The following is a 26,848-nucleotide window of genomic DNA, read 5'->3' as shown; positions in this document are numbered from 1 at the left end:
CAGTTAACAACACTGCTTCTTGCGACAAAAATGGAGGTATGCATCCTCGAGATTAGGAGCAACCTGAACCATTTTAGGCAGTACATGATGATAATCTGCAAGTAGTCTTAGTATAACTGCTTCGTTAGATTGCCTCATGGATATAATAGGATAATTATCTTTTAATTGCAAGAGTTCTTTTCGATTATAGGCTTCTATCTCATAAACTTGACCACTTACTTGATTAAGCCATCCCCTTGGAGTGCCTGAAAACGCTAGTTGTCCAGCATCCAACAAAGCTAGTTGTTCACAAGAAGCGGAAATATCTTCAACAATATGGGTTGAGAGAATAACAATTCTATTTTGACTGAATTCAACTAACATGGTTCTAAACCTCACTCTTTCTTCTGGATCTAAACCAGCAGTTGGCTCATCAACTATTAATATCTCTGGATTCTTTACTACAGATAAAGCTATACCTAGGCGTCTTTTCATACCACCAGAGAAACCACCAATTTTTTGGTCTTTTACATCAATGAGATTAACTTGTTCCAGAGTATCCATTATTTTTTTACATCGTTGCTTTTTATCATTCAACCCATTTAGAGAAGCTATATAGTCAATCATCTCTAGCGCAGTTAATTCTTTATATAATGAAAATTCTTGAGGCATAAAACCAATTTTCTCTTTTATAGCCTTTCTATTTTTATGAGCATCTAACCCATTGATGTATACCTGACCTTGATCTGGATTTAATAATGTTGTTAAAATCCGCATGAGTGTGGTTTTTCCTGCACCGTTATGGCCTAATAAACCAAACATACCTTCATTAATCTCTAAAGATATATTTTGAAGCACTTGCTTTTTACCGAAAGATTTATTGATGTTGTTGATAATAATGTTTTTCAATATAATTCCTCCTCATCTATTTTCTCACGTAGTGGTGGTCGATTATTAAAAGCATTTTTATATTCTTTTTGAAGATAGGTATATTTAGTGAAAATATCAGTTACATGATCATCATGAGTATGCTTATAAAAAATATCTTCAATGTTACTGATATTAAGAGGTTCAGAATGATTCATCAACTCCAATAAAATTGTTTGGTAAGCTATCGGGTATTGGTTATGAACATAATGTAATAAATAGGCTGGTATATTCTCGATATCGTATTTGGTGAGTTCAGCTAGAGGCTTATTCCCAGAAACAATTAGGTTCTCTTCAAAGATGGGGATAGAATCCATCAAGTAGTATTCTTTATAAAAATTCTGCAAATAGTCTTCTGAATACAGTTCACTTAATACCGGTATTCCAACAGTTTTACTATAATACATTTTCAGAGCTTCTTTAAAAATAGGGTCCTTAATTTTGTCAAAACCAGTATCTAATAAGATACTTTCCAAAATTGTCTCCATCCAGCTACCATAACTTTTATATCTTGGTTTATTAAATTCTGTTAAATAAGAGTAGGGAAAACGCAGATACTCATCATTACTTGATGTTATATCATCTTTTAAGATTACTGCTTTATATTTCAAATCATTTATTTGAATAATGCTGGTTAATCTCTCTTGTAGAGCAGCCCATTGATTAATCAAATCTTCAGCTAAAGAGTAGGGTAACTCATTAGGATAGTATAGAATATAATTATTCTTTTGTATAAGGTTTTGCTCCTCATCAACGACTTTCACATAACTTGGTAAAAGCCTTTGATTTTTTTGGTTCATGCTATAAAATAAACTAGTTATACCTAATGTAATAACAAGTATTAGGGATGTAAACTTCAATAAAAATCTCCATGCTTTCTCAAATCTACTTAACCAGATCACATTAAAAAGAAAGAGTAGCAAGGTAAATTGAGTTAACGTCATTAAACTATTGTAATGGGTTGTATACATAAGCGATAAATTAAGAAAGATGGACATGAACCAAATCTTTTCTGCAAAAACTGAACCTAATAAAAGATTTAATCCCCAATAAATAATGACTAGACCATAACCATATAGTGAGTTTCTAGTGATATTAGCTGCTGTTAAGGCTAACATTGCTAAGAACATACTGTCAACTGAAACAATAACCCATCTCAATGCGGATATTTCTGTACCTGTAAGTATGGCTATGAGAAACAAAATACCTATATATGCTTGGGAATAAAAGATTCCCCATAATACTCTCGTAATCAACTGACGATAAGCAGGGGTCTTGGATACGAAAAGAAACCCTTCACGTTTATTCTCAAACACTTCAGATATCACTGAACCTATAAAAAATGTTGGTACTAATAACAGTACATACTGGACCATCAACCAGTCATTAACTAATTGTTTGGTTAAACTAGGAATGGTGAATAAAGCTATTAACAATAAAGCGCTAATCATATATGTTGATGTCATTTTAAAGTAGCGATTACCAATGCTTACTTTATCAAGAAGCTTTGAATTTCTGTTGGTTTTATAAGTATTTTTTCTTCCCTTGATAACATAAACCAATACATAACATGCTAGATTAAAGAATGCAATAAATGTAGTGAATAAACGATTAGTCAATAAGATACGATAGTTTTCTACTGGTAGCTGAACACCACTAACAAATTCCCAGAAAAAACTAGCCCCCATTCTTAAATCAAATATAAGAGGTAGATGAAGTGACTCGATTATGAAAATACTTATGATGGGAGCTATTAACACTAATATTTCATTTTTAAAAAGGATAGAAATAAGACTACTTAAGCTTATAAAAAATAGAATAGAGGGTAGAGTCAACCAATACCACTTTAAAAATGACAATATAGAATACGGAATATCGCCAAAGTATATTGGTAATAAGCAATAAATGATCATGGCCATAAAAGACCAAACAATAACAAAACATAGGACAGCAAAAAATTTACTCAAAGCAAAGTAGCCAAGTTTTACTGGTTGGGTATATAATATTTCCTTAATACCTTTTTTGCTATCTCCACGTAATAGATAGACAATTAATATCGGGACTAAAAAAGCACACATCATCTTAATGTTGTTTGAAAAGCTGTATGCTGCATAATCATCAGCCCATAATAATTGATCTTCAATAGGATTTGAAAGGAAAGCAGTTATCAGTAAGATGATGCCCACCAAATAGAACAGCTTACCTTTTCTTAAGCGTTTAAGATCCATTAAAAAAATTTCTTTCATAAAGATTACACCACCTTTTAACTTATCATGTCAACTATTGAATTAAACCTAGGATTTAAATTCCTTAGTAAATTCAGTATGTTAACATGATTTCATTATAATCAAGGTGGTGTTATAAAAAAATTCATTTGGATTTCATAACATTACAATTTTGTAAGAAAACTTAAACCAACATAATTTTTAATCATGTAAACCCATGTTTATGTCAAACTTAAGTTTTAGTTAGATAAGTGATGGTTACTTCTGTACCATCCCCCACTTGTGAAGCTATATTAATCTTGTGTCCAAGATGATGACTGATTTTTTTCACCATATAGAGACCTATACCGGAACTGCTTTTTCCAAGTCGTCCATTCTGTCCAGTAAAGAATGCATCATAAATCCTTAATAAATCTGTTGGTGGTATACCGATGCCACAATCCTTTATGGTTAATGCTACATAATTATCCAGCTTTTTTAAGGAGCAAATAATTTTACTACCTTCTTTATCGGAATATTTTATTGCATTGCTAAGAATCTGTTCGATAATAAATATATTCCACTTAGCGTCTGTAATAATTGCTAGAGAGTTACTTTCACATTCAATGATGGGAAATACATGATGCTGAATGAAAGAATTTTTCTTGTTATTAATAGCCTCCTTTAGCTGGCTGACTAAATCGACCTGAACAGGAATGAAATCTTTCTCAATTTCTTCAATGCGAATCATTTCAATAGCTTGATTAAGCATGTCCAGGAGGCGGGTATTTTCTTCTATTAGTTGACTAAATAAGATTTCATCCTCCATATTATCATGCTGTTGGAGAGCTAGTCTGGTAACAGAAATAGGTGTTTTCATATTATGGATCCAACTAGAAAAAAATCTTAAGTGTTCAGACGTTTTCATTTGTAATGAAGCTTTTTCTTTACCATGTTCTTTATGTATGATATTAATGAGTTGATCAAATCGATGATGTTCGGAAAGTATTGGCAAATCATTTCTGTAATAGTTCCAGTATCCGTAAAAACGATAAATCATGTAAATTACATAAAAGAAAAGTGAAATAGCTAGTGGATAAAAGAACATTTTTTCTTCTGCAATATAAAGATTAAAAAATAGAATAAGGAAAAAACTATTCAATGCATACATAGCACTCATAATAAGATGGTCCAGTATAAAATTACGCATTAGTTTTCGTATGCTCATGTTCAATCACCTCTGAATTGAAGATATAACCAACACCTCTTTTTGCACGAATACAATCTTCTAAGCCAAGATCAAGTAAACGGTCTTTAACCCTTTTAATGTTTACATTAAGTGTATTCTCATCAATAAAAGTGTCACTATCCCATAATCTACTCATTAAATCCTCTCTTGTAAGTACCTGATCGGGGTTTTCTATAAACGCTGTTAACAAAAGCAGTTCATTCTTGCTGATCTCAATTGCAGATTCACCAAAAGATAGGCGAAATCGCTCTTTATCTAGGGAAAGTCCTTTAATAACTGTTGGAATAGCTGTATTAACTTGGGTATGTTCATAACTTCTTCTTAAAAGGGCTTTCACTTTTGCTAAAAGAATATCCAAAGAGAAAGGTTTTACAATATATTCATCTGCACCTAATTCAATTCCATGGACTTGTTCGATATCACTGTTTCGTGCTGACATAATGATTATCGGTGCATTAGACAATTGTCTCAGAATTTTACATAAAATAAAGCCATCATAATAGGGTAGGTTGATATCCAAAAGAGTGAGGTCTGGCTTAATTCTTAAAAAAGCCTTATCAACATTCTCAAAATCATCAGTTACATATACCTCATAGCCAAAGCGTTCTAAAGCTTGCTTCACCGTTCCCCTTAATGGACGATCATCTTCAACGATATATATTTTGTACATACTAATCCTCCAATACCATTTGCTCCTCATATTTTATCATTAAATACCATAAAAGTTAACATAAAGTTATTATTTAATTTGATAATATACTACTGTATCCATTATAATAAAGATAAACTGTTATGCATAGTAAACAGCCATCAGGAAAAATAATAGGATTGATACAAAAGAATAAAATTGAAAGGTGACTATAAAATGACAACTCAAAAAAACTTAATTGATTTATTGAAATTAGAACCTCATCCTGAGGGAGGTTTTTATAGACAAGTCTATAAAGCTGAAGAGATACTTGAAGACTTACCATCTCGATTTGATGGTGCTAGATCATTTTCTACTGCTATTTACTTCTTGCTAACGAAAGAAACTTTTTCAGCTTTCCATATCATCAATCAAGATGAATTGTGGCATCACTACGAAGGAGGAACCCTAAAGATTCATATCATTGACCAAGATGGTAACTATTCTTTTAAATGTCTAGGTAAAAATTTAATGGACGGAGAAGAACCTATGGTAGTTGTACCTAAAGAAACTTACTTTGCTGCTGAAGTCATAGAAGGTGATTTTGTATTATCAGGATGTACAGTAGCACCTGGTTTTGAATTTAGTGATTTTAAAATGCCAGATCGTAGAGAACTAATTGAGCAATTTCCTGATCAAGAGAGAATTATTACGGAATTAACACAATAAGTAATCTCTTCGGAGATGAACCTGTCTTACACCTATCTAACCGAAATATTTCCATATAGACAAATAATCTAATGGGAATATTTCATTTTTTTATTAAAATGCAAGAATTGATAAAGTTACAGTGCTATAATATCAATATGAGCAATACATATTTACTTATGTCTAATATATAACTAAATATTTCTTGTAATTTAGTACTAATCACGAATTACTTCATGAAAAAGTGTTGAAAGATATACTTCTTAAAGGCATTATGCATAACTTACAACAGAATAGTTTATAGGGATGGGTATCCCATTGGGGAGGTATTTCATGAATAAACAAATCGATCAAGGAGCGTTAAAATCTCTATTCAAGGATGACATGACCATTATGGTTGGTGGCTTCATGGCTACTGGAAGTCCAGAAGAGGTTATTGATGCCATAATCGAATCTGGGGTAAAAGGGTTAACATTGATTGGTAACGATACTGCCACAGCAACAACTGGCATGGGACGTTTAGTTGCGTCAGGTCAAGTTAAAAAGGTAATCACATCACATATTGGACTTAATCATATTACCATTCAAAAATTGAATGCTGGAGAAATTGAAGTTGAACTCGTTCCACAAGGTACCATTATCGAGCGCATACGAGCAAAAGGCTGTGGTTTAGGTGGAATTTTAACACCAACCGGAGTAGGAACTGTTGTTGAAGAAGGTAAAGAAAAGCTAGAAGTAGATGGTAGGACATATCTCTTAGAAAAACCTTTATCTGCAGACTTAGCCATAATTCGAGCAGATAAAGTAGATGAATTAGGTAATTGCCGTTTTGTAGGTACTACTAGGAATTTTAATCCTATCATAGCAATGGCAGCAGACACAGTTATCTGCGAAGCTGAAGAAATTCTAACTGTAGGCAAAATACATCCTGATGATGTTATGCTCCCTCATATTTTTATTGATCACATTATTAAAGGGGGTAAAATCTATGGATAAAAAGCAAATGCGTAAAATCATTGCCTATCGTGCTGCAAGAGAAATTAATAATGGTGATATTGTTAATTTAGGTATTGGTTTACCAACATGTGTACCTAACTATATTCCAGAGGGTATTACAACTTATATTCATTCTGAAAATGGGTTGGTTGGAATGGGAGGCGAACCTGAAGATCATCTTAGAGATCCTAAGATGAGAGATGCTGGTAACGGTTATGTTACCGCTGATATGGGTGCTGCAACCTTTGATACTGCCATGTCTTTTGGTATTATCCGTGGTGGTCACCTAGATATCACTATCCTTGGAGCATTGCAGGTAGATGAAGAAGGTAACTTAGCTAACTGGATGATACCTGGTAAGAAAGTAGGTATGGGCGGTGCAATGGATTTAGTTGTTGGTGCTAAGAAAGTTATCATCGCTATGGAACATACTTCTAAGGGTAAAGTTAAGATTGTTAAGTCTTGTACATTACCATTAACAGCTCGTGGACGTGTTAGTATGATTATCACAGAAAAAGCAGTAATTGAGGTAACATCAAATGGGCTTGTTTTAAAAGAGGTTAGTCCTTATTCATCCGTTGAGGATATTAGGGCTACTACAGAAGCTGAATTAATTATTCCTTTAGATTTAAAAACAATGGAACTACCTGAAGGGTTTATAGAAAATAAATCCTGATGAAAATTAAATAAGAAGACGTCATTAATAGAACTATAGGGTATTAAAAAACTCTATAAGATTTCTAATGATATAAATAGAGGTGCAAAAGGAATGGGTAATCATAAGTGCTAAGAAGTTGAGCCTTCAATATTATGATGAATTATCTTTTTGCCGAAAGCTTATATTGGCTCAGTGGTATAGGCTTGGTGATCGGGTACAAAGCTTGATCATTGCCATAATCAATTTATGGAGCGCTATTTATGTATTCATACATAAATGACGCTCCTTTTTAGTTTGCTTTTTTAAGTTAAATAAGGATTCTAAAGTTATAATCACACATGGAATGAAGTATAGCAATTTTTAACTGTTGTAATAATGAAGTATATCTTATGAATTAAGAAAATTACCTTGAATAAGTAAATGTTTTGCCTATATAAGTTGAACTATTCACCTTATAAATCATGGACTATATATTAAAGATCAATGGGAGGTTACTTTAATGGAGAAAAGTCTTATACGTTTACGCATGAGTGAGCATGATGCTCATTATGGCGGCGGTCTTGTAGATGGTGCTAAAATGCTCCAATTCTTTGGAGACGTAGCAACAGAGTTACTTATTCGTCATGATGGTGATGAAGGTTTATTTGCTGGTTATGAGGAGGTTACCTTTCACGCACCTGTATTTGCTGGTGATTACATTGAAGTTGAAGGAGAAATTATAAAAGTAGGTAACAGTTCTAGAAAAATGAAATTTGAAGCAAGAAAAGTAATTGTTCCAAGAAGAGACATCAATGATTCAGCCTGTGATGTATTAGAAGAACCAGTCCTTGTTTGTACTGCAGTTGGTACCTGTGTGGTTCCAAAAGATAAACAACGCCATTAAGGAGGTACTTTTATGAACAGTTTAATTATAACTGCCGCAATCTGTGGAGCAGAGGTGAAAAAAGAGCAAAACCCTGCCATTCCATATACTGTGACAGAGATAGCAGCTGAAGCTGAAAGAGTCTATAATGCTGGTGCAAGTATCATCCATCTTCATGTTCGTGAAGATGACGGTACACCAACCCAAAGTAAAGAGCGCTTTAAAGCTTGTATGGACGCTATATATGAAAAGTGCCCAGACGTCATTATTCAACCTTCTACAGGCGGAGCTGTTGGTATGAGTAATGAAGAACGCTTACAACCTATTACTTTACAACCAGAAATGGCAACCCTTGATTGTGGCACCTTAAATTTTGGTGGTGATGAAATCTTTGTTAATACAGAGAATACCATTCAAACTTTTGCTAAAGAAATGACCAGATTGGGGGTCCGTCCAGAGCTTGAATGTTTTGATAAGAGCATGATAGATACGGTTATTCGCTTAAACAAGAAGGGCTATATATCCGACCCTCTTCATTTTAGTTTAGTTATGGGCGTTCCAGGTGGTATATCAGGAGAGCTAAGAGATTTTACCTACCTTAAAGACAGTTTGCCTTCTGGTGCAACATTTTCAGTAGCTGGCATTGGACGCTATGAGTTTAGTCTAGCAACTGCATCTATCATAACAGGTGGTCACGTTAGAGTAGGGTTTGAAGATAATATTTACTTAGAAAAGGGTGTGTTGGCTAAGTCCAATGGGGAATTAGTTGATAAAGTCGTACGTCTTGCAAAAGAATTAGGAAGATCAATCGCTTCTCCATTAGAAGCACGACAAATACTATCACTGAGGAAGGAGTAGTTATTTATGAAAGGATGTAAGTTCGGAACTCACCGTGTAATTGAACCAAAGGGTTGCTTGCCACAAGCAGCAAAAAAAATTGATAGTAGTATGAAGATCAGCAGTAATGAAATCAAAATTGATGTGAGGACCCTTAATATAGATTCTGCTAGCTTTACTCAAATCAAAGAAGCCTGTCATAAAGATGTTGAGAAGATGACTGAGATGATTACAACTATTGTTTCAGACAGAGGTAAAATGCAAAACCCTGTAACAGGTTCAGGTGGTATGCTTATAGGAACAGTCATAGAGATTGGTGATGATTTTCCTGATCAAAATCTTAAGATTGGAGATAAAATAGCAACTTTAGTGTCTCTATCATTAACACCTTTAAAAATCAATAACATTAAAAAGATACATTTAGAGAATGACCAGGTTGATATAGACGGTCAAGCCATTTTATTTGAAAGCGGCTTATACGCTGTACTACCTGAAGATTTGCCAGAAAAGGTAGCATTAGCAGCATTGGATGTAGCAGGTGCCCCAGCTCAAGTTGATAAGCTGGTTAAGTCTGGTGATCGTGTTTTAATCATCGGTGGTGGCGGTAAGTCAGGTATACTTTGTTGTTATCAGGCTATGAAAAAGTTAGATGGACGTGGTCAACTCATCGTCATCGAATATGATCGCGAAAATGCAAAGCGTATTAAAGAGATGGGATTAGCTCATCATGTCATTATCGCAGATGCAAGAAAAGCAGTAGATGTTTATGAACAAGTAGTTGCATTGACAAATGGAGAAGGCGTTGATGTAACAATTAATAACGTCAACATTATGGACACTGAAATGGCTTCAATATTACCTACCAAAGATGATGGTGTAGTATACTTCTTCTCAATGGCAACTTCCTTTACAAAATCAGCATTAGGTGCAGAAGGCGTTGGCCGTGATGTAACAATGATTGTAGGTAACGGCTATACAAAAGGTCATGCTGAGTTAACACTCAACTTATTGAGAGAATCAAAAGAAATCAGAGATCTTTTCCATCAATTATATGCATAGGTAATCCAGTAAGAAACGTATAAGTTATTCTATAATCTATATTATTTTCTAAAATTAATGGGGGTATTGTATATGTCAAATCCACTAGAACGGCGCAAACGTTATTTTCCAACAATAACAGATGAACAATGGAATGACTGGCATTGGCAAACACGTAATCGAATTGAAACGCTAGATGAATTAGAAAAGTATATACATCTTACAGATGATGAGAAAGAAGGTATAAAGGACACATTAAAAACTTTACGCATGGCTATAACGCCCTATTACCTTACTTTAATCGATGATGAAAATCCTCATTGTCCAGTAAGAAAGCAGGCTATACCACGTGCTTTGGAGCTTCACCTTTCTAGCGAGGATTTAGAAGATCCTCTACACGAAGATGTTGATTCACCTGTACCTGGATTAACACATCGATATCCAGATCGGGTTTTACTATTAGTTACTGACCAATGTGCCATGTATTGTCGTCATTGTACGCGTAGACGCTTTGCTGGACATACGGATTGTTCAATGTCCATGGATAAAATTAATCGTGCAATCCAGTATATTGAATCTAACCCAGTAGTAAGAGATGTTTTGATTTCTGGCGGAGATCCTTTGCTACTTTCAGATGATCGATTAGAAACTATCATTAAGAAATTAAGAGCTATACCACATGTAGAAATCATTCGTATTGGCTCAAGAACACCAGTCGTTATGCCACAACGCATAACAGAAGGTCTTGTTACAATGCTTAAAAAGTACCATCCAATTTGGTTGAACACGCATTTTAATCACAGTGATGAGATTACTGAGGAATCCATAGAAGCTATAACAAGATTAGCTGATGCAGGAATTCCTTTAGGGAACCAGTCCGTTTTATTAAAAGGAGTCAATGACTGTGTTCATGTCATGAAAAAATTAGTCCATGATTTAGTTAAAATGCGTGTAAGACCTTATTATATCTATCAATGTGATTTATCCATGGGATTAGGTCATTTCCGAACAAGTGTCGCTAAAGGTTTGGAAATCATGGAAGGATTAAGAGGTCATACATCTGGTTACGCTGTACCAACTTACGTTATTGATGCACCAGGTGGTGGTGGGAAGACACCAATCATGCCTAATTATATTGTTTCACAATCTGAAGGTAAATACATCTTACGTAACTTTGAAGGTTTAATTACCACCTATGTAGAACCTGAAGATTACCATAGTGAGTGTCATTGTGAGATATGTAAAGGTAACAAAGGATCAAGAATGGTTGGGGTAGCAGGTCTGCAACAAGGTTTATATAAATCCTTAGAACCTAAATCATTAGAAAGACAACGTCATCATCATGTGGGATAGTCCCTCTAACCCTAGGAGCCAACTTGGTGACTTGGTGGCTCCTTTTTCAACAATAGGAATAATTGGTATTCATAAGAACGTGGGTAAAACAACAGTTTTATGTCACCTTATTGAGAACTTTAGTCAGATTAAATTAGGATTAACTTCAATTGGACGAGACGGTGAAGAAAAGGATCTCATTTATAGTACGAGTAAACCAAAGATTTATGTAAAAACTGGAACCATAATAGCTACTGCAAAGAATTCTTTACTTCAATCATGTGATATCTCAAAAAAGATTCACGATGTGACGCCACTTCATACACCCTTAGGACCAATTGTCATTGCCGAAGCCATGAGCGATGGCTATGTAGAACTGTCAGGTCCTTCATATAATGAACAGATGGAGGTCATCTGTAAGTACCTAAAAAAATTTGGTGCAGAAAAACTCCTTATAGATGGAGCTCTTAGCCGTGTAGGTACTTTAGCAAGTTCTATGATTGATGGTGCTGTATTGGTTACAGGGGCTGCCTTTGATCGGCGGATGGATAAAGTCATTGATGAAACAAAGAAAGTAAAAGAGCTCTTGTCTTTTCCTATAGCAAACCCTTTAATTCAAAAAAGATACAAAGATATCATGGTCGATCATAAAGTGGTTTGGATGAATGAAAAGGGGAGTTATCGTCCTATACCAGTAGATACAACGCTAGGTTTTCATCAATGTATTTTGAATGAGAAAAAAGATGATGATTCTTATTTATTGATTAAAGGAGCGCTAACGGATTCACTTGTTAGTGGCTTAATCAATAAGGTAAAAAAGAATGATACTCTTAGAATTGTTATTCAGGATGGCACAAAAATGTTTGTAATGAACTCAACTTATGAACTATTTAAAAAGAGTAGGATTGAGATTAATAGTTTGTACAACATACCAATAGCTGCAGTAACTTATAATCCTTACTCGCCTTATGGTTATAGTTTTAATGAGCAAGATTTTTATGAGGGACTAAAAGCAAAAGTCAGTGGTCCAATCATTAACGTTTTAGGAGGTGAATCCTTTGAAAGCATCTAAATTGCAACAGGATTTACAGCAGATTATAGCTAAACTTCATCTTCTAAGTCCATATGGTAAAGAACAGCTAGTAAGCTTAGTTCCGTACAAAAAGGAAGAAGAAAAGCTTCTTCAAAAGGAATTTGATGCTTTAGATTATTATCAAAACCTTCTAAAAGACCATCTTCCGGTTACTAAAGCTCTAGATGCTACACTCCGACAGTTAAAGAATATTATACCCATTATTGATTCTTGCGAGAAGGATCAAACATTGGATTTAACCCAATTATTTGAAATAAAGCAACAGGTAATGGTTATTCAAAATCTTAGAAGTCAACTTAAGAAGATACTTGAAAAACCAATTATTGAGCTTCAATTAGCTAATTTAGATCAATGTTTAGTGCTGTTAGATCCTGATCAAACCGGACTACCTACATTTTATATACCAAATGACGGAACGCCCCAATTGCAGATAGCGCGTCTTGAAAAACGATTAGTTGAAAAGGCTATTGCGAAAGCGACTACTAGTCAAGATAGAGAGGAACTGATGACTAAACGTCAACAATTGGTCATAGAGGAAAAAGAGGAAGAAAGATGCTTTCGAGAACAATTAACTATGAAATTAAAACCATCTCTACCAGCACTTAAAGCTAATATAGAGAAATTAGGTCTTATAGATATCCATCTTGCTAAAGTTCGTCTACAATTAGCATACGGTGGAACAAGACCAAACTTTGATGAAAATGATCAGTGTATTGTTTTAAAAGGTCTTTATCATCCTATAATTGTAGAAGAGTTGGCACAAAAAGGTCGACATTTTACATCCGTAGATATGAGAATAGAACAAGGGGTTACTGTTATAACTGGGGCTAATATGGGTGGCAAAACTATTGCTTTAAGAACATTATTACTCAATTTAACTTTGGCTCATATGGGATTCTATGTTTTTGCTAGTTTTATAAAAACACCTTACATGGATTACTTTGACTTTGTATATGAAGACATGAATCAGCAGAGTGGTGGATTAAGCAGTTTCGGTACAGAGGTTATTCAGCTTAAAGAAGTATTAAGCCAAATCAATAGAAAGTCTGGCATTATTGCCATCGATGAGTTTGCAAGAGGTACTAATCCAACAGAAGGCCAACTAATTGTTAAGGGACTCATACAATATTTAAAAAAGTATTCCGGCTATTTTGTTATAACGAGTCATTATGATCATATTCTGATGGAGGGCGTTCGTCACTATCAAGTGGTAGGACTTCAGCAATTAGATATGCCAGTTAAGGATTCAATGGATGATATACTTGAAACCATAGGACAAATGATGGACTATCGATTGAAAGAGGTTAATATACAAGAAGAAGTGCCCAAAGAAGGAATTAAAATAGCTAAACTTCTTGGACTTGATCAAGAACTCATTCATACTATTGAAAAAATAAGGAGGGAAGAAAGTCATGGGTAAGCTTAATTTAAATATGAATCATGTGGATAGAGCAAGATCTAAAGCAGAGGAGATTGCGAAATACACGCAAGCTTTCATCGACGAACACACGACTGTTACCATAGAAAGAACGGTATGTCGATTATTTGGTATCGATGGTATCAATGAAGTTGGTGTACCTCTACCTAATATTGTGGTTGATCACATTATGGAAAACGGAAGGCTAGGTATAGGTGTCGCTTACTATATCGGTAATGCTATGTTACATATGGATTTAGAGCCGCAAGCTATAGCAGAAAAAGTAGCAGATGAAGACCTCAATCTCTGTACATTGCCTTTTTATCCAATTGAAGCTATTAAAGATCGAATAGAAAGTGTAGTGCTCATACAACTTAACAAAATCTCTAAAAATCGTCAAAAGCGAGAAAAGTACTTTCAGAAATATGGTGATAAAAAAGGTCCATTACTTTATGTTATCGTAGCAACTGGTAATATTTATGAAGATACCACTCAGGCAGTAGCAGCTGCTAAACAAGGTGCTGATGTCATAGCTGTTATTCGTACAACTGGGCAAAGTCTTTTAGATTATGTACCTTATGGTGCAACAACTGAGGGATTTGGAGGAACTTATGCAACACAGGAAAATTTCAGTATTATGCGCAAAGCTTTAGACGAAGTTGGAGAGGAATTAGGACGCTACATACGACTATGTAATTATTGTTCAGGTTTATGTATGCCAGAAATAGCAGCTATCGGTGCTTTCGAGCGTTTGGATGTGATGTTGAATGATGCCTTATATGGTATTTTATTCAGAGACATTAACATGAAACGTACTCTAGTAGATCAATATTTCTCAAGAGTGATTAATGCCTATGCAGGCGTTATTATTAATACTGGTGAAGACAATTACTTAACGACAGCAGATGCTATTGAAGAAGCACATACGGTTTTAGCTTCTCAATTCATCAACGAGAAATTTGCTGAATATGCTGGGTTACCTGAAGAACAGATGGGTCTTGGCCATGCATTTGAGATAGACCCCAAAGTCGAGAATGGTTTTTTATATGAATTAGCACAAGCACAAATGGCACGGCAGATCTTTCCAAAGGCACCACTTAAATATATGCCGCCTACGAAGTATATGACTGGTAACATCTTTAAAGGTCAAGTACAAGATGCTTTATTTAACATGGTAACAGTTTTAACAGAACAAAGAATACATCTATTAGGTATGCTGACTGAAGCTATACACACACCTTTCATGTCAGACCGTGCGCTTTCTATAGAAAATGCTAGCTATATAGCTAATACTATGAAAGACTTAGGCAATGAAATAGAATTTAAGAAAGATGGTATTATGGAAACTCGAGCTAATGAAGTACTGGGCAATGCACTAAACCTTTTAGAAGAAATCGAAGATGTAGGTATCTTTAATGCCTTGGAAAAAGGTATTTTTGCAGGTATTAAACGACCTATCGATGGTGGTAAAGGTTTAGATGGTGTCATCCGAAAAGAAAGCGGTTATTATAATCCCTTTATTGAAAAAATGTTAGGGGGTGTGAAAAATGTCTAGTGGTTTATATTCAATGCACAAAAAGGAATTTAATCAAACCTTAGACTTCAAACATTTGAAACCTTATGGCGATACTATGAATGATGGTAAAGTTCAATTGAGTTTTACATTACCAGTGACCGACAATGAAAAGGGAGAAGCTGCAGCTAAATTACTGGCACAAAAAATGGGATTAAATGAACCATCTGTTGTTCATCATGAATCACTGGATAAAGAATTTACTTTTTACGTTCTCTATGGTAGCCTAACCCATTCTGTTGACTATGAAGCCATAGAAGTAGAAGCCGTTGAATTAGATATTATGGATATGCATGAAACAGAAGATTTTATTGATCAGCAAATCGGTAGAAACGTAGTAGTTGTAGGAGCAAGTACTGGAACAGATGCACACACAGTAGGTATTGATGCCATTATGAACATGAAAGGCTATGCGGGTGTGTACGGTTTAGAACGTTATCGTAATATTGATGCCTATAACTTGGGGAGTCAAGTTCCAAATGAAGAACTGATTCGTAAAGCTATTGAAGTTAAAGCTGATGTCATCTTAGTTTCTCAAACAGTTACACAAAAAAATGTTCATGTTGATAATTTAACAGAATTAATGGAGCTTCTAGAAGCTGAGGGAATTAGGAATAGATTAGTCACTATAGTTGGTGGAGCTCGTATAACTCATGAGTTAGCAAAGGAGTTGGGTTATGATGCTGGCTTTGGACCAGGTAAATTGGCCGATTCTGTAGCTACTTTTATGGTGGAGGAAATCGCTCGAAGAGGGCTATAATAATCAATTCGCAAACAATATTACTCGAATAACAAAGGAGGCATACTATGGATTTTACTTTATCAAAGGAACATCAGTTACTTCGTAAGCTTTTTCGTTCTTTTACAGAGGAAGAAGTGAAACCATTAGCTGAAGAAGTTGATGAGGAAGAACGCTATCCAATAGAAACAGTTGAGAAAATGGCCAAATATGGCTTTATGGGAATACCTTTTCCAAAAGAGTATGGTGGAGAAGGTGGCGATAATCTAGGTTACACTATTGCTGTTGAGGAATTATCCAGATATTGTGGTACAACAGGAGTTATCCTTTCAGCCCATACTTCATTATGTGCATCACCTATATATGAATTTGGTTCTGAAGAGCAAAAGCAAAAGTATTTAGTACCACTCGCTAAAGGTGAAAAAATAGGAGCCTTTGCATTAACAGAACCTAATGCTGGAACAGATGCTGCTGCTCAACAAACCACAGCAGTATTAGAAGGGGATCATTACATCATTAATGGTTCAAAAATCTTTATTACAAATGGCGGTTATGCAGATTACTATATTGTTATGGCGATGACCGATAAATCTGCTGGTACTAGAGGTATTTCTGCTTTTATCATAGAAAAAGAGTTTGAAGGCTTTCGAATAGGAAAAAAAGAAAAGAAAATGGGTATCAGAGGTTCAGCAACTTGTGAACTCGTCTTTGAAAACTGTAAAGTACCTAAGGAAAACATCATTGGTAAAGAGGGTAAAGGCTTTAAAGTAGCTATGAAGACATTAGACGGTGGCCGTATTGGTATAGCAGCTCAAGCTCTAGGAATAGCTCAAGGAGCACTTGATGAAACAGTTCATTATGTGAAAGAAAGAAAGCAATTTGGACGTCCGATTTCGAAGTTCCAAAATACCCAATTTGAATTAGCTGATATGAAAACTAAAGTAGAAGCTGCAAGACTGCTAGTCTATCAAGCAGCTGTTGCTAAAGACCGTAGAGAACCGTATAGTCACTTTGCGGCAATGGCTAAACTTTATGCAGCTGAGGTGGCTATGGAAGTAACAACGAAGGCTGTTCAACTCCATGGTGGCTATGGCTATACAAGAGAGTACCCAGTTGAACGTATGATGCGGGATGCAAAAATTACTGAAATCTATGAAGGAACATCCGAAGTACAGAAGATGGTTATATCTGCCCATCTATTAAAATAGACAAAACATTATAGAAGGGAGTGCTAGTATGCAAATTGTTGTTTGTATAAAACAAGTACCTGACACATCAGAAGTTAAATTAGATCCAAAGACTGGAACCCTTATACGTCAAGGAGTACCAAGTATTATCAATCCAGATGACAAAGCTGGTATAGAAGCAGCCATACAGTTAAGAGAGAAACATGGAGGTAAGGTTACTGTATTGAGCATGGGACCACCTCAAGCTGACGTAGCTTTAAGAGAAGCTTTAGCTATGGGAGCCGATGAAGCAATATTATTGACAGATAGAGCTTTTGCTGGAGCCGATACATGGGCAACATCATCGACTTTGGCTGCTGCTTTAAGGAAGATACCTCATGATCTTGTTATTACAGGTCGTCAAGCCATTGATGGTGATACTGCTCAAGTAGGACCTCAAATTGCAGAGCACTTGGATTTACCGCAGGTAAGCTATGTGGCTGATATACAGTTAGAAGGCGATAATCACCTCATATTAAAGCGTATGTTTGAAGATGGGTATCACTTATTAAAAGTAGAGATGCCTTGCCTAATTACAACATTATCAGAACTCAATACACCTCGCTACATGCGAGTAGGGTATGTTTATGATGCTTACCGTGAAAAAGAAATCGTTAAGTGGACTCTTGAAGATATTGTTATAGATAATAGTAACCTAGGTTTAAAAGGCTCACCAACACGCGTTAAAAAATCCTTTACAAAAGGCGCTAAAACAGCTGGAAAACTGTATGAAGTTAACACCGATGAATCTGTACAAATAATTGTTAATAAAATGACAGAGAAATTCATTATTTAAATAAGCCATAGTGGCTTCTACAGGTTGGAGCAAGATAAGGAGGTATCCAATGAACAAAGGTATATTTGTTTTTATAGAGCAACGAGAAGGTACTATACAAAAAGTTGCATTTGAATTATTGGGAAAAGCCAATGAGTTAGCAGAGACAACGAATAGTCAAGTAACTGCTATATTATTAGGTCATGAAATTGCTAGCCAAGGTGAACACCTAATACATGCAGGCGCTGATGAAGTTTTATATGTAGATAGCCAAGATTATCAGCACTATGTAACAGAATATTATACACAAGCTTTAACTGCGGTAATCAAGGAGCATGAACCAGAAATCTTCTTGTTTGGTGCAACAGCTATTGGCAGGGATTTAGCACCTCGTGTGTCTGCTCGTATACACACTGGTTTAACTGCAGACTGTACAAAATTAGAAATAGATGAAGAAACAGGTCTATTATTTATGACAAGACCAGCCTTTGGTGGTAACATCATGGCAACAATCATTTGTCCCGAGTTTAGACCTCAAATGGCAACTGTCCGTCCAGGAGTCATGCAAGTTTTGACATTAGATGAAAGTCGTCAAGGTAATATTAAAAAGTTCTATTTCCAACTTATTAAAGAAAAAAATAAGATTGAAATCATTGATATAGTTCATGAGAGCAAGCATAAAATAAATATTGAAGATGCCAAGATTCTCATATCAGGTGGTCGTGGTGTTGGTTCAAAAGAAAACTTTAATAAACTCTACGACTTAGCAGATGTATTAGATGCTGAAGTATCATCATCAAGAGCAGTAGTTGATGCAGGATGGCAAGATAGGCAAAGACAAGTCGGGCAAACTGGAAAAACCGTACGCCCTAATCTTTATTTTGCTTGCGGTATATCTGGAGCTATTCAACATGTGGCAGGTATGGAAGACTCTGATCTTATCATAGCCATTAACAAAAATAGTGAATCTCCTATCTTTGAGGTTGCAGACGTAGGTATCGTAGGAGACTTAAATGTTATACTGCCAAAACTGACTGAAGCTCTAAAAGTTAAATTGAATGAAAAATAATGAATTAATGGAGGTGCCATAATGCGTGAAGTTGTAATCCTTTCAGCTGTTAGAACACCTATCGGTAGTTTTAATGGCACATTATCATCAAGAGGTGCAGTGGACTTAGGAACAGTAGTAGCAAAAGAAGCTATCCATCGAAGTGGAATTGATCCAAGTATAATCGATGAAGTGATCATTGGTAACGTATTATCAGCTGGACTTGGCCAAAGTGTTGCTAGACAAATTTCTTTAAAGTCAGATATCCCTGATAATGTACCAGCCATGAACATCGATAAGGTATGCGGTTCAGGTTTAAGAGCTATTAGCTTAGCAGCCTCTATAATTAAAGCTGGTGATGCAGATGTCATACTAGCAGGTGGAACAGAGAGTATGAGTAACGCGCCATACATACTCGAAAAAGCTCGCACAGGATACCGTATGGGTGATGGGAAGCTGATTGATAGCATGATTAAAGATGGTTTGGTCGATGGCATAGAAGGATACCATATGGGCATAACTGCTGAAAATGTAGCCGAAAAGTGGAGCATTTCTAGAGAGGAACAAGATGCTTTCGCTTTAAATAGTCAACTGAAAGCTGAAAAAGCTCAAAAGGCAAATCGTTTTGTTGAAGAAATTGTTCCTGTTACAATCCCACAGCGTAAAGGTGATCCTATCGTCTTTGAACATGATGAGTACCCACGTCATGGCTCAACTATAGAAAAGTTAGGTAAATTAAGACCAGCCTTCAAAAAAGATGGTACTGTAACAGCTGGAAATGCTTCTGGTATCAATGATGGTGCTGCAATGATGGTTATTATGTCAAAGGATAAGGCTGAAGAACTTGGATTGAAGCCTCTTGTTACAATTAAGTCATATGGCTCTATTGGATTAAATCCAGAGATTATGGGTTATGGTCCAGCACCAGCAACAAATAAAGTATTAAAGCAGGCTAATTTAACTATTGAAGATATTGATTTAGCAGAAATAAATGAAGCTTTCGCTTCTCAATCCATAGCTGTTGTTAGAGACCTTAGTATAGATCCAGGTAAAGTTAATGTAAATGGTGGTGCCATTGCTTTAGGTCATCCAATAGGGGCCTCAGGTACTCGTATAGCCGTTACACTAATCCATGAAATGCTTAAACAGCCTGAAGCAAAAACTGGTCTAGCAGCTCTTTGCATTGGTGGAGGAATGGGTAGTGCAATTATCTTTGAAAAAGTTAAGTAATCATTAAAATAAACCCAAATTTGGGTTTATTTTTTTGCAAGTTACTATTTTGACAATAATCACCAATGCATATATAATAATAAAGAATACATTGGAATACTAATCATATATCACCTGCAATAAAAATGATTTTTTCTACATAACACATTATAATTAGATAGAAAGGATATGATAAGATGAAAAAATATCTATTTCTCTTTTTTTTGGTCGCTTTATTCCTACTGATTCCTAATAAGGTATTAGCTAAATCATATGTCACTGTTTCTATATCAGATTACGATATCTATTTAAATGATGTTAAAGTCAACAATTCTACAAGTGAATATCCCTTCATTACTTATAAAAATATCACTTATTTTCCGCTTACCTTTAATGATAGTCGTTTCTTAGGTCTTGAAACAGAATGGTCTCTAGATAAGGGTTTGTTTATAGAGAACACGGGCATAGTTTCTGAATATAAAGGTTATAAAACTACTAATGTTAATGCTAATCACTATCAGGCTAGTGTAGCCAACTTTCAAATCACTGTTAATGGAAAAATCATCGATAATTCTAAAGAAGAGTATCCAATCCTCCTATTTCGTGACGTAACCTATTTTCCTCTTACATGGCGTTTTATAGTAGATGAGTTCAATTGGTCTTATGAATTCGATCCTAGTATGGGGCTTTACATTGAGAGTCAAAACTTATCTCCAAAGGTGTTGGAACTACCATTTCAGTTAAAAGGTATGAGCGGTATTGATATAGTCGATGGCTATTATTATTACGTGGGTGAAGATGAAAAAGAAGGATATATATACCGCGCACCAATAGGAGATATCAGTAATGCTGCCAAAGTTCAAAAAATTGAGTCAAGAGATGATTATTACAATCCTCTGGTTTCAGCATATAAAAAAGATAGTGAGGTTTATGTCTCTTACCATGTAGGTGGTATGGTCATGGGAAAGGATGTTTATTGTCGCGTTAATGATTCAGGTGTAGGAGAAGAAATCATATCTGGTTATCTTGATTTTACTATTGATGGTGATGATATGGCTATGGTCAATTATCGTGTACCACCTTCTTCTGGTAATCTTTCCATCACTAATTCAAGAATAGAAAAACAAATTGGTGATAGTTCTTTAATGTACGGTTGGATTCGATCAGGAACTAGTTATTTACATGGCGGTGATATAGAAATAATTGATGGTTGGGTTTATATTAACGCTTTTAATGAAAGTGATGAGAGTATTCCCAATAACCTGTATAAAATTAATATAGCTACCAATGAAAGTACTGTCGTAAGCAACCTACCTTTAAGGTCATTCTCAATAGTAGATAATTATGTTTATATTCTCAATAGTGAAAATGGAAAGCTTTATAGAACCACTTTAATGGGAGGTGAAGAAGAACTTCTTATAGATACGCCTATAAACACATATTATATTGATGATGATACCATTTATTATATCACTGATGAAAATAATGTTTTGTATCGCCAAAAGAGTGATGGTACATCAGAAATTTTACTCTCCCAGCATTCTGTAGAATCAGTAAAGGTTGTTGATGATTATCTCATTTGCGCCTTAAATTCTGATGATAATTATGGTTTAATCATTCTCGATAAAAAAGGGAATCAGATTTTCAAGACATTAGATATGGTCATTCATAACTCGTATTATGATAATAAGGTTACTTATTTCATTTATGAAAGTCAAACAAACTATATTATAGAATTACCTGAATAAATATATTATTTTTAAAGTGTTAGGGGGGAGTTCTTTGACAGAATTAAAATATCTATTTCTATATTTTCCACTAGCTATCACATTACATAACATTGAAGAAGCAATATGGTTACCGCAATGGTCTTTCTATGCGAAGAAGTACCATCGCCCTGTTAATAAAGATGAATTCCGATTTGCAGTACTCCTTATAACTGCCTTAGCATACATATCTACATTTTTAATAATGACCTTTAGTAACATAGATCTATTTAAATATTTTTACTTTGGTTTTCTAGGTGCTATGATCATGAATACTTTCTTTCCACATCTTGTTGCTACGATTTTACTAAAAAGGTATGCTCCTGGGTTAGCCACAGGTATATTACTTCTCATACCTATAAATACGCTCATCATCTATTTAGCAGTCAAGGATGGGTTCATTAATCTTGACGATGTAATCCTATCATCTTTGATAGTTGGTATTTTGTTATTGGGATCACTACCTTTTCTTTTTAAACTAGGAGCAAAACTGATCAACTATTAATAATAACCATGAATTTAATTATAGAGGAGTTGAGTATATGAAAATAACAACTTTATTAGAAAATAGAAAAAGTGAAGATGTCATCAATTTGAAAGCAAAACACGGCTTATCCCTATATATTGAAACTAATGGTAAGAAAATTCTTTTCGATACAGGACCTGATCATACATTTATTCAAAATGCAATTAAATTAGGAATTGATCTATCTCGTGTTGATTATCTTATTATTTCTCATGGTCATTATGACCATGGAGGTGGACTTAAGGCTTTTCTAGAAATCAATCAAGAAGCTGATATTTATTTAAGTCAATATGCCTTCGAAAAACATAGCTCAAAATTACTATCAGGAGTATACATCGATATTGGATTAAATAAGAAATTGAGCAATCACCGTCAAATACACTACATCGTAGATAACACTGAAATCATAGATGGCATTCAATTATTATGTAATGTTATACCACATAAATTGAAACCTTCTGGCAATAAAAAGCTCTTTAAACGAATAAATGGTACATATGTAGAAGATGATTTTGATCATGAGATTTACTTGGTCATTAAAGAAAAGCAAAATAATGTATTGTTTTCAGGATGTTCTCACAAGGGGATAATCAATATTGTTAACCAAGTAGAGTCGATGCTAAATTCACCAATAAACACTGTTATAGGTGGTATGCATTTATATAATCCTATTAGTAAAAAATCTGAATGTGATAACCAGGTCGCTGAAATTGCTGGGGAATTAATCAAGACAAAAGTTAAAACCTATTATTCTTGTCACTGCACAGGTGAGAAGGCTTATGCATTACTACAGGAGACTTTAAAAACTCGATTAAGAGAATTAAAAACAGGAAGCACTATGGAACTATAAAGTACTTTTAGCTTTTTAAAAGGGGATGATAATATTATGAATAAAAAAAGTATAGAATTAAAGAATCTTGCACAAAAGTATTGTCAACAGTTATCAGAGCATGAGGTACTTAATAAGTATTGGTGTTATCTTTCACTAGTATTAAAAGGTAGTGTAGCTAGAGGTAATGCAGATCAATTTTCAGATATTGATTTTGTTTTCTACTGTTCAGGGGAGTTACGGACAAAGATTATTCAAGAATATTATTCTAAAGGTCTTATTGATAGAACTGATGGTATCTTTATGCCACTACCAGATTGGATAGGTCATTATCATTTTGAAACTTTTGAAACCCTTAAAAGTTATTACAGAGAAAAGAATTATAGTCAAATATGGGAGAGTGTAAACGCAATTCCCTTACACGATCCTTCAAATCAATACACAGATCTCTTACAAATACGTTCTGAGAAATTTAGAATTGACGAAGAAGATATTAAAAATAAATATTTTGAGTTACAACTGACATTAGATTGGCTACGACATCCATTAAAAAGAGGAGAAGAAATAGCAGTGTTACTACACTGTACTAAAATAATAAGACTAATCTGCCAACTGGGATACTTATTAGACAGCTTACCATTTCCACATGATAAATGGTTATTTACATACATTGATGACACCCAATTGGGACGTGAGAACAAGCAAATGATACTTGATTATGCAAAGCGAATACTTAATAATGATCAAATAGAACTCCATAAAGAATTACATCAATATCCTCAATATGCAATCGCTGATAATCTAGTTAAAAAGCTTATGGAATCCATAAGTAACCAGTTTGGTGAACATAAGTGGATTGCAGAATGGTATTTATATGTGTAACCGAATAGAAATCACATTCCTCATTAAGTTGTTGACCACTAGTTAATTAGATATTAAACGTCAGATAATATGCAAGAATCTAATGGGCAATCAACGAATCAAGAAAAATAGGATTTATACAAGAAAGAGTCATTGATGGAATAAAGATTGTTCAAATTGTATATAAGACACAATATAGAAGTGTATTTCATGTTCTTGTAGTGTAGAATATCTATAGAAATTTACGATATATATCGAAATTTTTTCAATAAGAGTAAATTCATTTATAAATATTGCTATATTCGAGAAATTACCGTAAAATATAGGTAGGGGTATAAGAAAAATCACTAATTTTTATCATAAAAATATAAAAATTATCTTTTTACGGGGTGTAACATGAAATTTACAAGTAGACTAAAGAAGATATCGCTTCTAAGTTCCATTATATCAATAATCATCATTGTGATTATTGTTGGGAGCTTTATTTTTCAAATTTCTCATGCCGATTTTGTAAGAGAGCTTGAAACTATAAAAGAAAGCTACTACAATGAGCAAAAAAAACTGATTCAAAATGAGGTCAGTAAAGCTTATGACTATATTGATTACCAGAAATCAAAAACAGAAGATCGCTTAAAAACCGAGATACAAGATAGAGTTAATGAAGCGCATAGCGTAGCAACCAATATTTATAATAATAATCTTGATAAAACAGATGTTGAACTTGAAAGAATGATTATTAATGCCTTAAGTGCTATACGATTTAATGATGGAAATGGTTACTATTTTATTGGTGGACTTGATGGAAAGATGATACTATTTCCCGTTAAGCCTGAACTTGAAAATCAGGATTTATTAGAGGTTCAAGACAGTAATGGTAATTTCGTCATTAAAGATATGATTACACTTGTAAATACTCATGGAGAAGGTTTCTATGAGTACTACTGGGCTAAACCTAGTAATCAACTTGATAATAACAAAAAAATATCCTTCATCAAGTACTTTGAACCACTTAATGTCTTTATTGGTTCAGGTCTCTATATTGCTGACCTGGAGCAAATTGTCAAAAAAGAGGTAATGGATATGATTGCCGATATGAGATACGAAAATGACGGCTACTTTTTCTTGACGACATACGATGGTCAAGCATTAGTTTTTGCTCAAGAAGAATACATAGGCAAGGATGTAAGCCATATAAAAGATGTGAACGGTATCTCTATTCATAATGAAGAGATAAAAGTCATTGATGCCCATGGAGAAGGCTATATTGAATACATGTGGGAAAAACCAAATGTAGATGGTTTCTACCCTAAGATTACCTTTGTAAAGGGAATTACTGATTGGGAATGGGTATTAGGAACTGGTGTTTATGTTGATGATATTGAAGAAACTATTGAGAACAAAAAACTAATGAGAAAAAAAGAAATAGAATCGAGTATCATATTTATAGCAATCGTTATAAGCTTATCAGGCTTCGGCGTGGTATTTGTACAACTTTTCTTATTACGTAAAGCTGAACAAGCCATAAAAGCTGAAGAAAGGCTGTACGAAATTTTAACCAATTTATCTGAAGATGGTATCTTCATTTTAGAGCCTAATGGAAAAGTTATCGAATCAAATATTAAAGGTGTGCAAATGCTGACAGGTGGTAAAGAGAATTTTATACAATTGAATTTTAAAGACATGATTACTGAGATTTTTCCTGAAGATAAGATTTGTGAAATAAGCAAGGAAACACATCTAAGAACCAATGACGATAATCTTATGCCAGTTGAAATACATATTAAGAGTATTGAACTAGATCGTGCAAATAAATATATTGCATACCTAAGAGACTTGACCTCAAGAAAATTGTATGAAGAAACACTAAAAGAAATGGCTATTACTGACGAGTTAACCCATGTCTACAATCGAAGATTTATCATTGATCAATTGCAAAGTGAAATCGATAGAGTACAACGACTATCAGATCCTTTTACAATTGTAATGGTAGATTTAGATAAATTTAAGATGGTCAATGATACCTATGGTCATGTCTTTGGTGATGAAGTTTTGAAAGTATTAACTATGATCTTCAAAGATCATCTCAGAAAGATTGATTTTGTCGGAAGATATGGTGGAGAAGAATTCATAATCATTCTACCAGGTACCAATAAAGAATCTGCATGTAAAACAATTCAGCGTATAAAGGAAATCTTCAAATGTTATCAGTGGGTTCATCAAGACTTAATGATAACATTTAGTGCAGGGGCTGTTGAGATTAATAGAAGCAATTGCAATGAGGATGTTATGACTTATATTAACCAAGCAGACCAGTTACTTTACAAAGCTAAACAAAATGGAAGAGATAGAATTGAATGTTAGGAGAGAA

24 protein-coding genes and 1 riboswitch are annotated in these 26,848 nt (G+C 34.4%); of the genes, 20 read left to right on the top strand and 4 right to left on the bottom strand.

Going from position 1 to position 26,848, the window contains the following annotated elements; all coding sequences use genetic code 11:
* Positions 1-3: 3 nt before the first annotated feature.
* The 4 genes from C1Y58_RS09750 to C1Y58_RS09735 form a co-directional block, all read right to left on the bottom strand.
* The gene (locus C1Y58_RS09750) at positions 4-888 is read right to left on the bottom strand and encodes an ABC transporter ATP-binding protein (protein ID WP_105615854.1); all 885 of its coding nucleotides are present in this window, start codon (positions 886-888) and stop codon (positions 4-6) included.
* Complete coding sequence (locus C1Y58_RS09745; protein ID WP_105615853.1) at positions 885-3,152, bottom strand: ABC transporter permease; 2,268 nt, start codon at positions 3,150-3,152, stop codon at positions 885-887. The genes C1Y58_RS09750 and C1Y58_RS09745 overlap by 4 nt, the downstream gene beginning before the upstream one ends.
* A 211-nt stretch (positions 3,153-3,363) precedes the next feature.
* On the bottom strand, positions 3,364-4,338 hold the full coding sequence (locus C1Y58_RS09740; protein WP_105615852.1) for a sensor histidine kinase: 975 nt from the start codon (positions 4,336-4,338) through the stop codon (positions 3,364-3,366).
* Positions 4,313-5,029 carry a response regulator transcription factor gene (locus C1Y58_RS09735; protein WP_170311565.1) on the bottom strand — a complete coding sequence of 239 codons (717 nt, stop codon included), beginning with the start codon at positions 5,027-5,029 and terminating at the stop codon, positions 4,313-4,315. The genes C1Y58_RS09740 and C1Y58_RS09735 overlap by 26 nt, the downstream gene beginning before the upstream one ends.
* Before the next feature lie 195 nt (positions 5,030-5,224).
* Between C1Y58_RS09735 and C1Y58_RS09730 the strand changes: the two genes are divergently transcribed.
* The 20 genes from C1Y58_RS09730 to C1Y58_RS09635 all read left to right on the top strand — a co-directional run bounded on the left by C1Y58_RS09730 (position 5,225) and on the right by C1Y58_RS09635 (position 26,841).
* The gene (locus tag C1Y58_RS09730; RefSeq protein ID WP_105615850.1) at positions 5,225-5,716 is read left to right on the top strand and encodes a cupin domain-containing protein; all 492 of its coding nucleotides are present in this window, start codon (positions 5,225-5,227) and stop codon (positions 5,714-5,716) included.
* Positions 5,717-6,028: 312 nt separating this feature from the next.
* A complete protein-coding gene (locus C1Y58_RS09725; RefSeq protein ID WP_105615849.1) occupies positions 6,029-6,691 on the top strand; it encodes a CoA transferase subunit A in 663 nt (220 codons plus the stop codon).
* Positions 6,684-7,367: a 3-oxoacid CoA-transferase subunit B gene (locus tag C1Y58_RS09720; protein WP_105615848.1), complete on the top strand. Its 684-nt coding sequence runs from the start codon at positions 6,684-6,686 to the stop codon at positions 7,365-7,367. Before C1Y58_RS09725 ends, C1Y58_RS09720 begins: the two co-directional genes overlap by 8 nt.
* A gap of 69 nt (positions 7,368-7,436) precedes the next feature.
* Positions 7,437-7,614: riboswitch (Lysine riboswitch) on the top strand.
* Positions 7,615-7,848: 234 nt separating this feature from the next.
* Positions 7,849-8,232 carry a 3-aminobutyryl-CoA ammonia lyase gene (gene kal, locus C1Y58_RS09715; RefSeq protein WP_105615847.1) on the top strand — a complete coding sequence of 128 codons (384 nt, stop codon included), beginning with the start codon at positions 7,849-7,851 and terminating at the stop codon, positions 8,230-8,232.
* Positions 8,233-8,244: 12 nt separating this feature from the next.
* Complete coding sequence (gene kce / locus C1Y58_RS09710; RefSeq protein WP_105615846.1) at positions 8,245-9,069, top strand: 3-keto-5-aminohexanoate cleavage enzyme; 825 nt, start codon at positions 8,245-8,247, stop codon at positions 9,067-9,069.
* Between the two features lie 6 nt (positions 9,070-9,075).
* Entirely contained in the window at positions 9,076-10,107 is a 1,032-nt protein-coding gene (kdd, locus tag C1Y58_RS09705) for an L-erythro-3,5-diaminohexanoate dehydrogenase (RefSeq protein WP_105615845.1), read from the top strand.
* Between the two features lie 72 nt (positions 10,108-10,179).
* Positions 10,180-11,439 (top strand): lysine 2,3-aminomutase, encoded by a 1,260-nt coding sequence (kamA, locus tag C1Y58_RS09700; RefSeq protein ID WP_105615844.1) that lies wholly within the window; start codon positions 10,180-10,182, stop codon positions 11,437-11,439.
* Between the two features lie 34 nt (positions 11,440-11,473).
* The gene (kamB, locus tag C1Y58_RS09695) at positions 11,474-12,490 is read left to right on the top strand and encodes a lysine 5,6-aminomutase reactivase subunit KamB (RefSeq protein ID WP_105615843.1); all 1,017 of its coding nucleotides are present in this window, start codon (positions 11,474-11,476) and stop codon (positions 12,488-12,490) included.
* The gene (kamC, locus tag C1Y58_RS09690; RefSeq protein ID WP_105615842.1) at positions 12,477-13,931 is read left to right on the top strand and encodes a lysine 5,6-aminomutase reactivase ATPase KamC; all 1,455 of its coding nucleotides are present in this window, start codon (positions 12,477-12,479) and stop codon (positions 13,929-13,931) included. Before kamB ends, kamC begins: the two co-directional genes overlap by 14 nt.
* A complete protein-coding gene (gene kamD / locus C1Y58_RS09685; RefSeq protein ID WP_105615841.1) occupies positions 13,924-15,483 on the top strand; it encodes a lysine 5,6-aminomutase subunit alpha in 1,560 nt (519 codons plus the stop codon). Before kamC ends, kamD begins: the two co-directional genes overlap by 8 nt.
* The gene (gene kamE, locus C1Y58_RS09680; RefSeq protein ID WP_105615840.1) at positions 15,476-16,261 is read left to right on the top strand and encodes a lysine 5,6-aminomutase subunit beta; all 786 of its coding nucleotides are present in this window, start codon (positions 15,476-15,478) and stop codon (positions 16,259-16,261) included. The genes kamD and kamE overlap by 8 nt, the downstream gene beginning before the upstream one ends.
* Before the next feature lie 47 nt (positions 16,262-16,308).
* Complete coding sequence (locus tag C1Y58_RS09675) at positions 16,309-17,448, top strand: acyl-CoA dehydrogenase (RefSeq protein WP_105615839.1); 1,140 nt, start codon at positions 16,309-16,311, stop codon at positions 17,446-17,448.
* A gap of 28 nt (positions 17,449-17,476) precedes the next feature.
* Complete coding sequence (locus C1Y58_RS09670) at positions 17,477-18,262, top strand: electron transfer flavoprotein subunit beta/FixA family protein (protein WP_105615838.1); 786 nt, start codon at positions 17,477-17,479, stop codon at positions 18,260-18,262.
* 49 nt (positions 18,263-18,311) lie between these two features.
* Positions 18,312-19,310 (top strand): electron transfer flavoprotein subunit alpha/FixB family protein, encoded by a 999-nt coding sequence (locus tag C1Y58_RS09665; RefSeq protein ID WP_105615837.1) that lies wholly within the window; start codon positions 18,312-18,314, stop codon positions 19,308-19,310.
* Between the two features lie 21 nt (positions 19,311-19,331).
* A complete protein-coding gene (locus tag C1Y58_RS09660) occupies positions 19,332-20,519 on the top strand; it encodes an acetyl-CoA C-acetyltransferase (protein ID WP_105615836.1) in 1,188 nt (395 codons plus the stop codon).
* A 176-nt stretch (positions 20,520-20,695) separates the two neighbouring features.
* Positions 20,696-22,246 carry a DUF5050 domain-containing protein gene (locus tag C1Y58_RS09655; protein ID WP_105615835.1) on the top strand — a complete coding sequence of 517 codons (1,551 nt, stop codon included), beginning with the start codon at positions 20,696-20,698 and terminating at the stop codon, positions 22,244-22,246.
* 34 nt (positions 22,247-22,280) lie between these two features.
* Entirely contained in the window at positions 22,281-22,769 is a 489-nt protein-coding gene (locus C1Y58_RS09650; protein ID WP_105615834.1) for an HXXEE domain-containing protein, read from the top strand.
* 37 nt (positions 22,770-22,806) lie between these two features.
* The gene (locus C1Y58_RS09645; RefSeq protein ID WP_105615833.1) at positions 22,807-23,640 is read left to right on the top strand and encodes an MBL fold metallo-hydrolase; all 834 of its coding nucleotides are present in this window, start codon (positions 22,807-22,809) and stop codon (positions 23,638-23,640) included.
* Between the two features lie 36 nt (positions 23,641-23,676).
* On the top strand, positions 23,677-24,501 hold the full coding sequence (locus C1Y58_RS09640) for a nucleotidyltransferase domain-containing protein (protein ID WP_105615832.1): 825 nt from the start codon (positions 23,677-23,679) through the stop codon (positions 24,499-24,501).
* A gap of 375 nt (positions 24,502-24,876) precedes the next feature.
* On the top strand, positions 24,877-26,841 hold the full coding sequence (locus tag C1Y58_RS09635) for a cache domain-containing protein (RefSeq protein WP_105615831.1): 1,965 nt from the start codon (positions 24,877-24,879) through the stop codon (positions 26,839-26,841).
* The last annotated feature ends 7 nt before the right edge of the window (positions 26,842-26,848 follow it).

The sequence above is a fragment of the Vallitalea okinawensis genome (assembly GCF_002964605.1).
GTDB lineage: Bacteria > Bacillota > Clostridia > Lachnospirales > PQDH01 > Vallitalea_A > Vallitalea_A okinawensis.
Note: the sequence above shows the minus strand (reverse complement) of the source record. Positions and strands in the feature narration are given on the sequence as shown.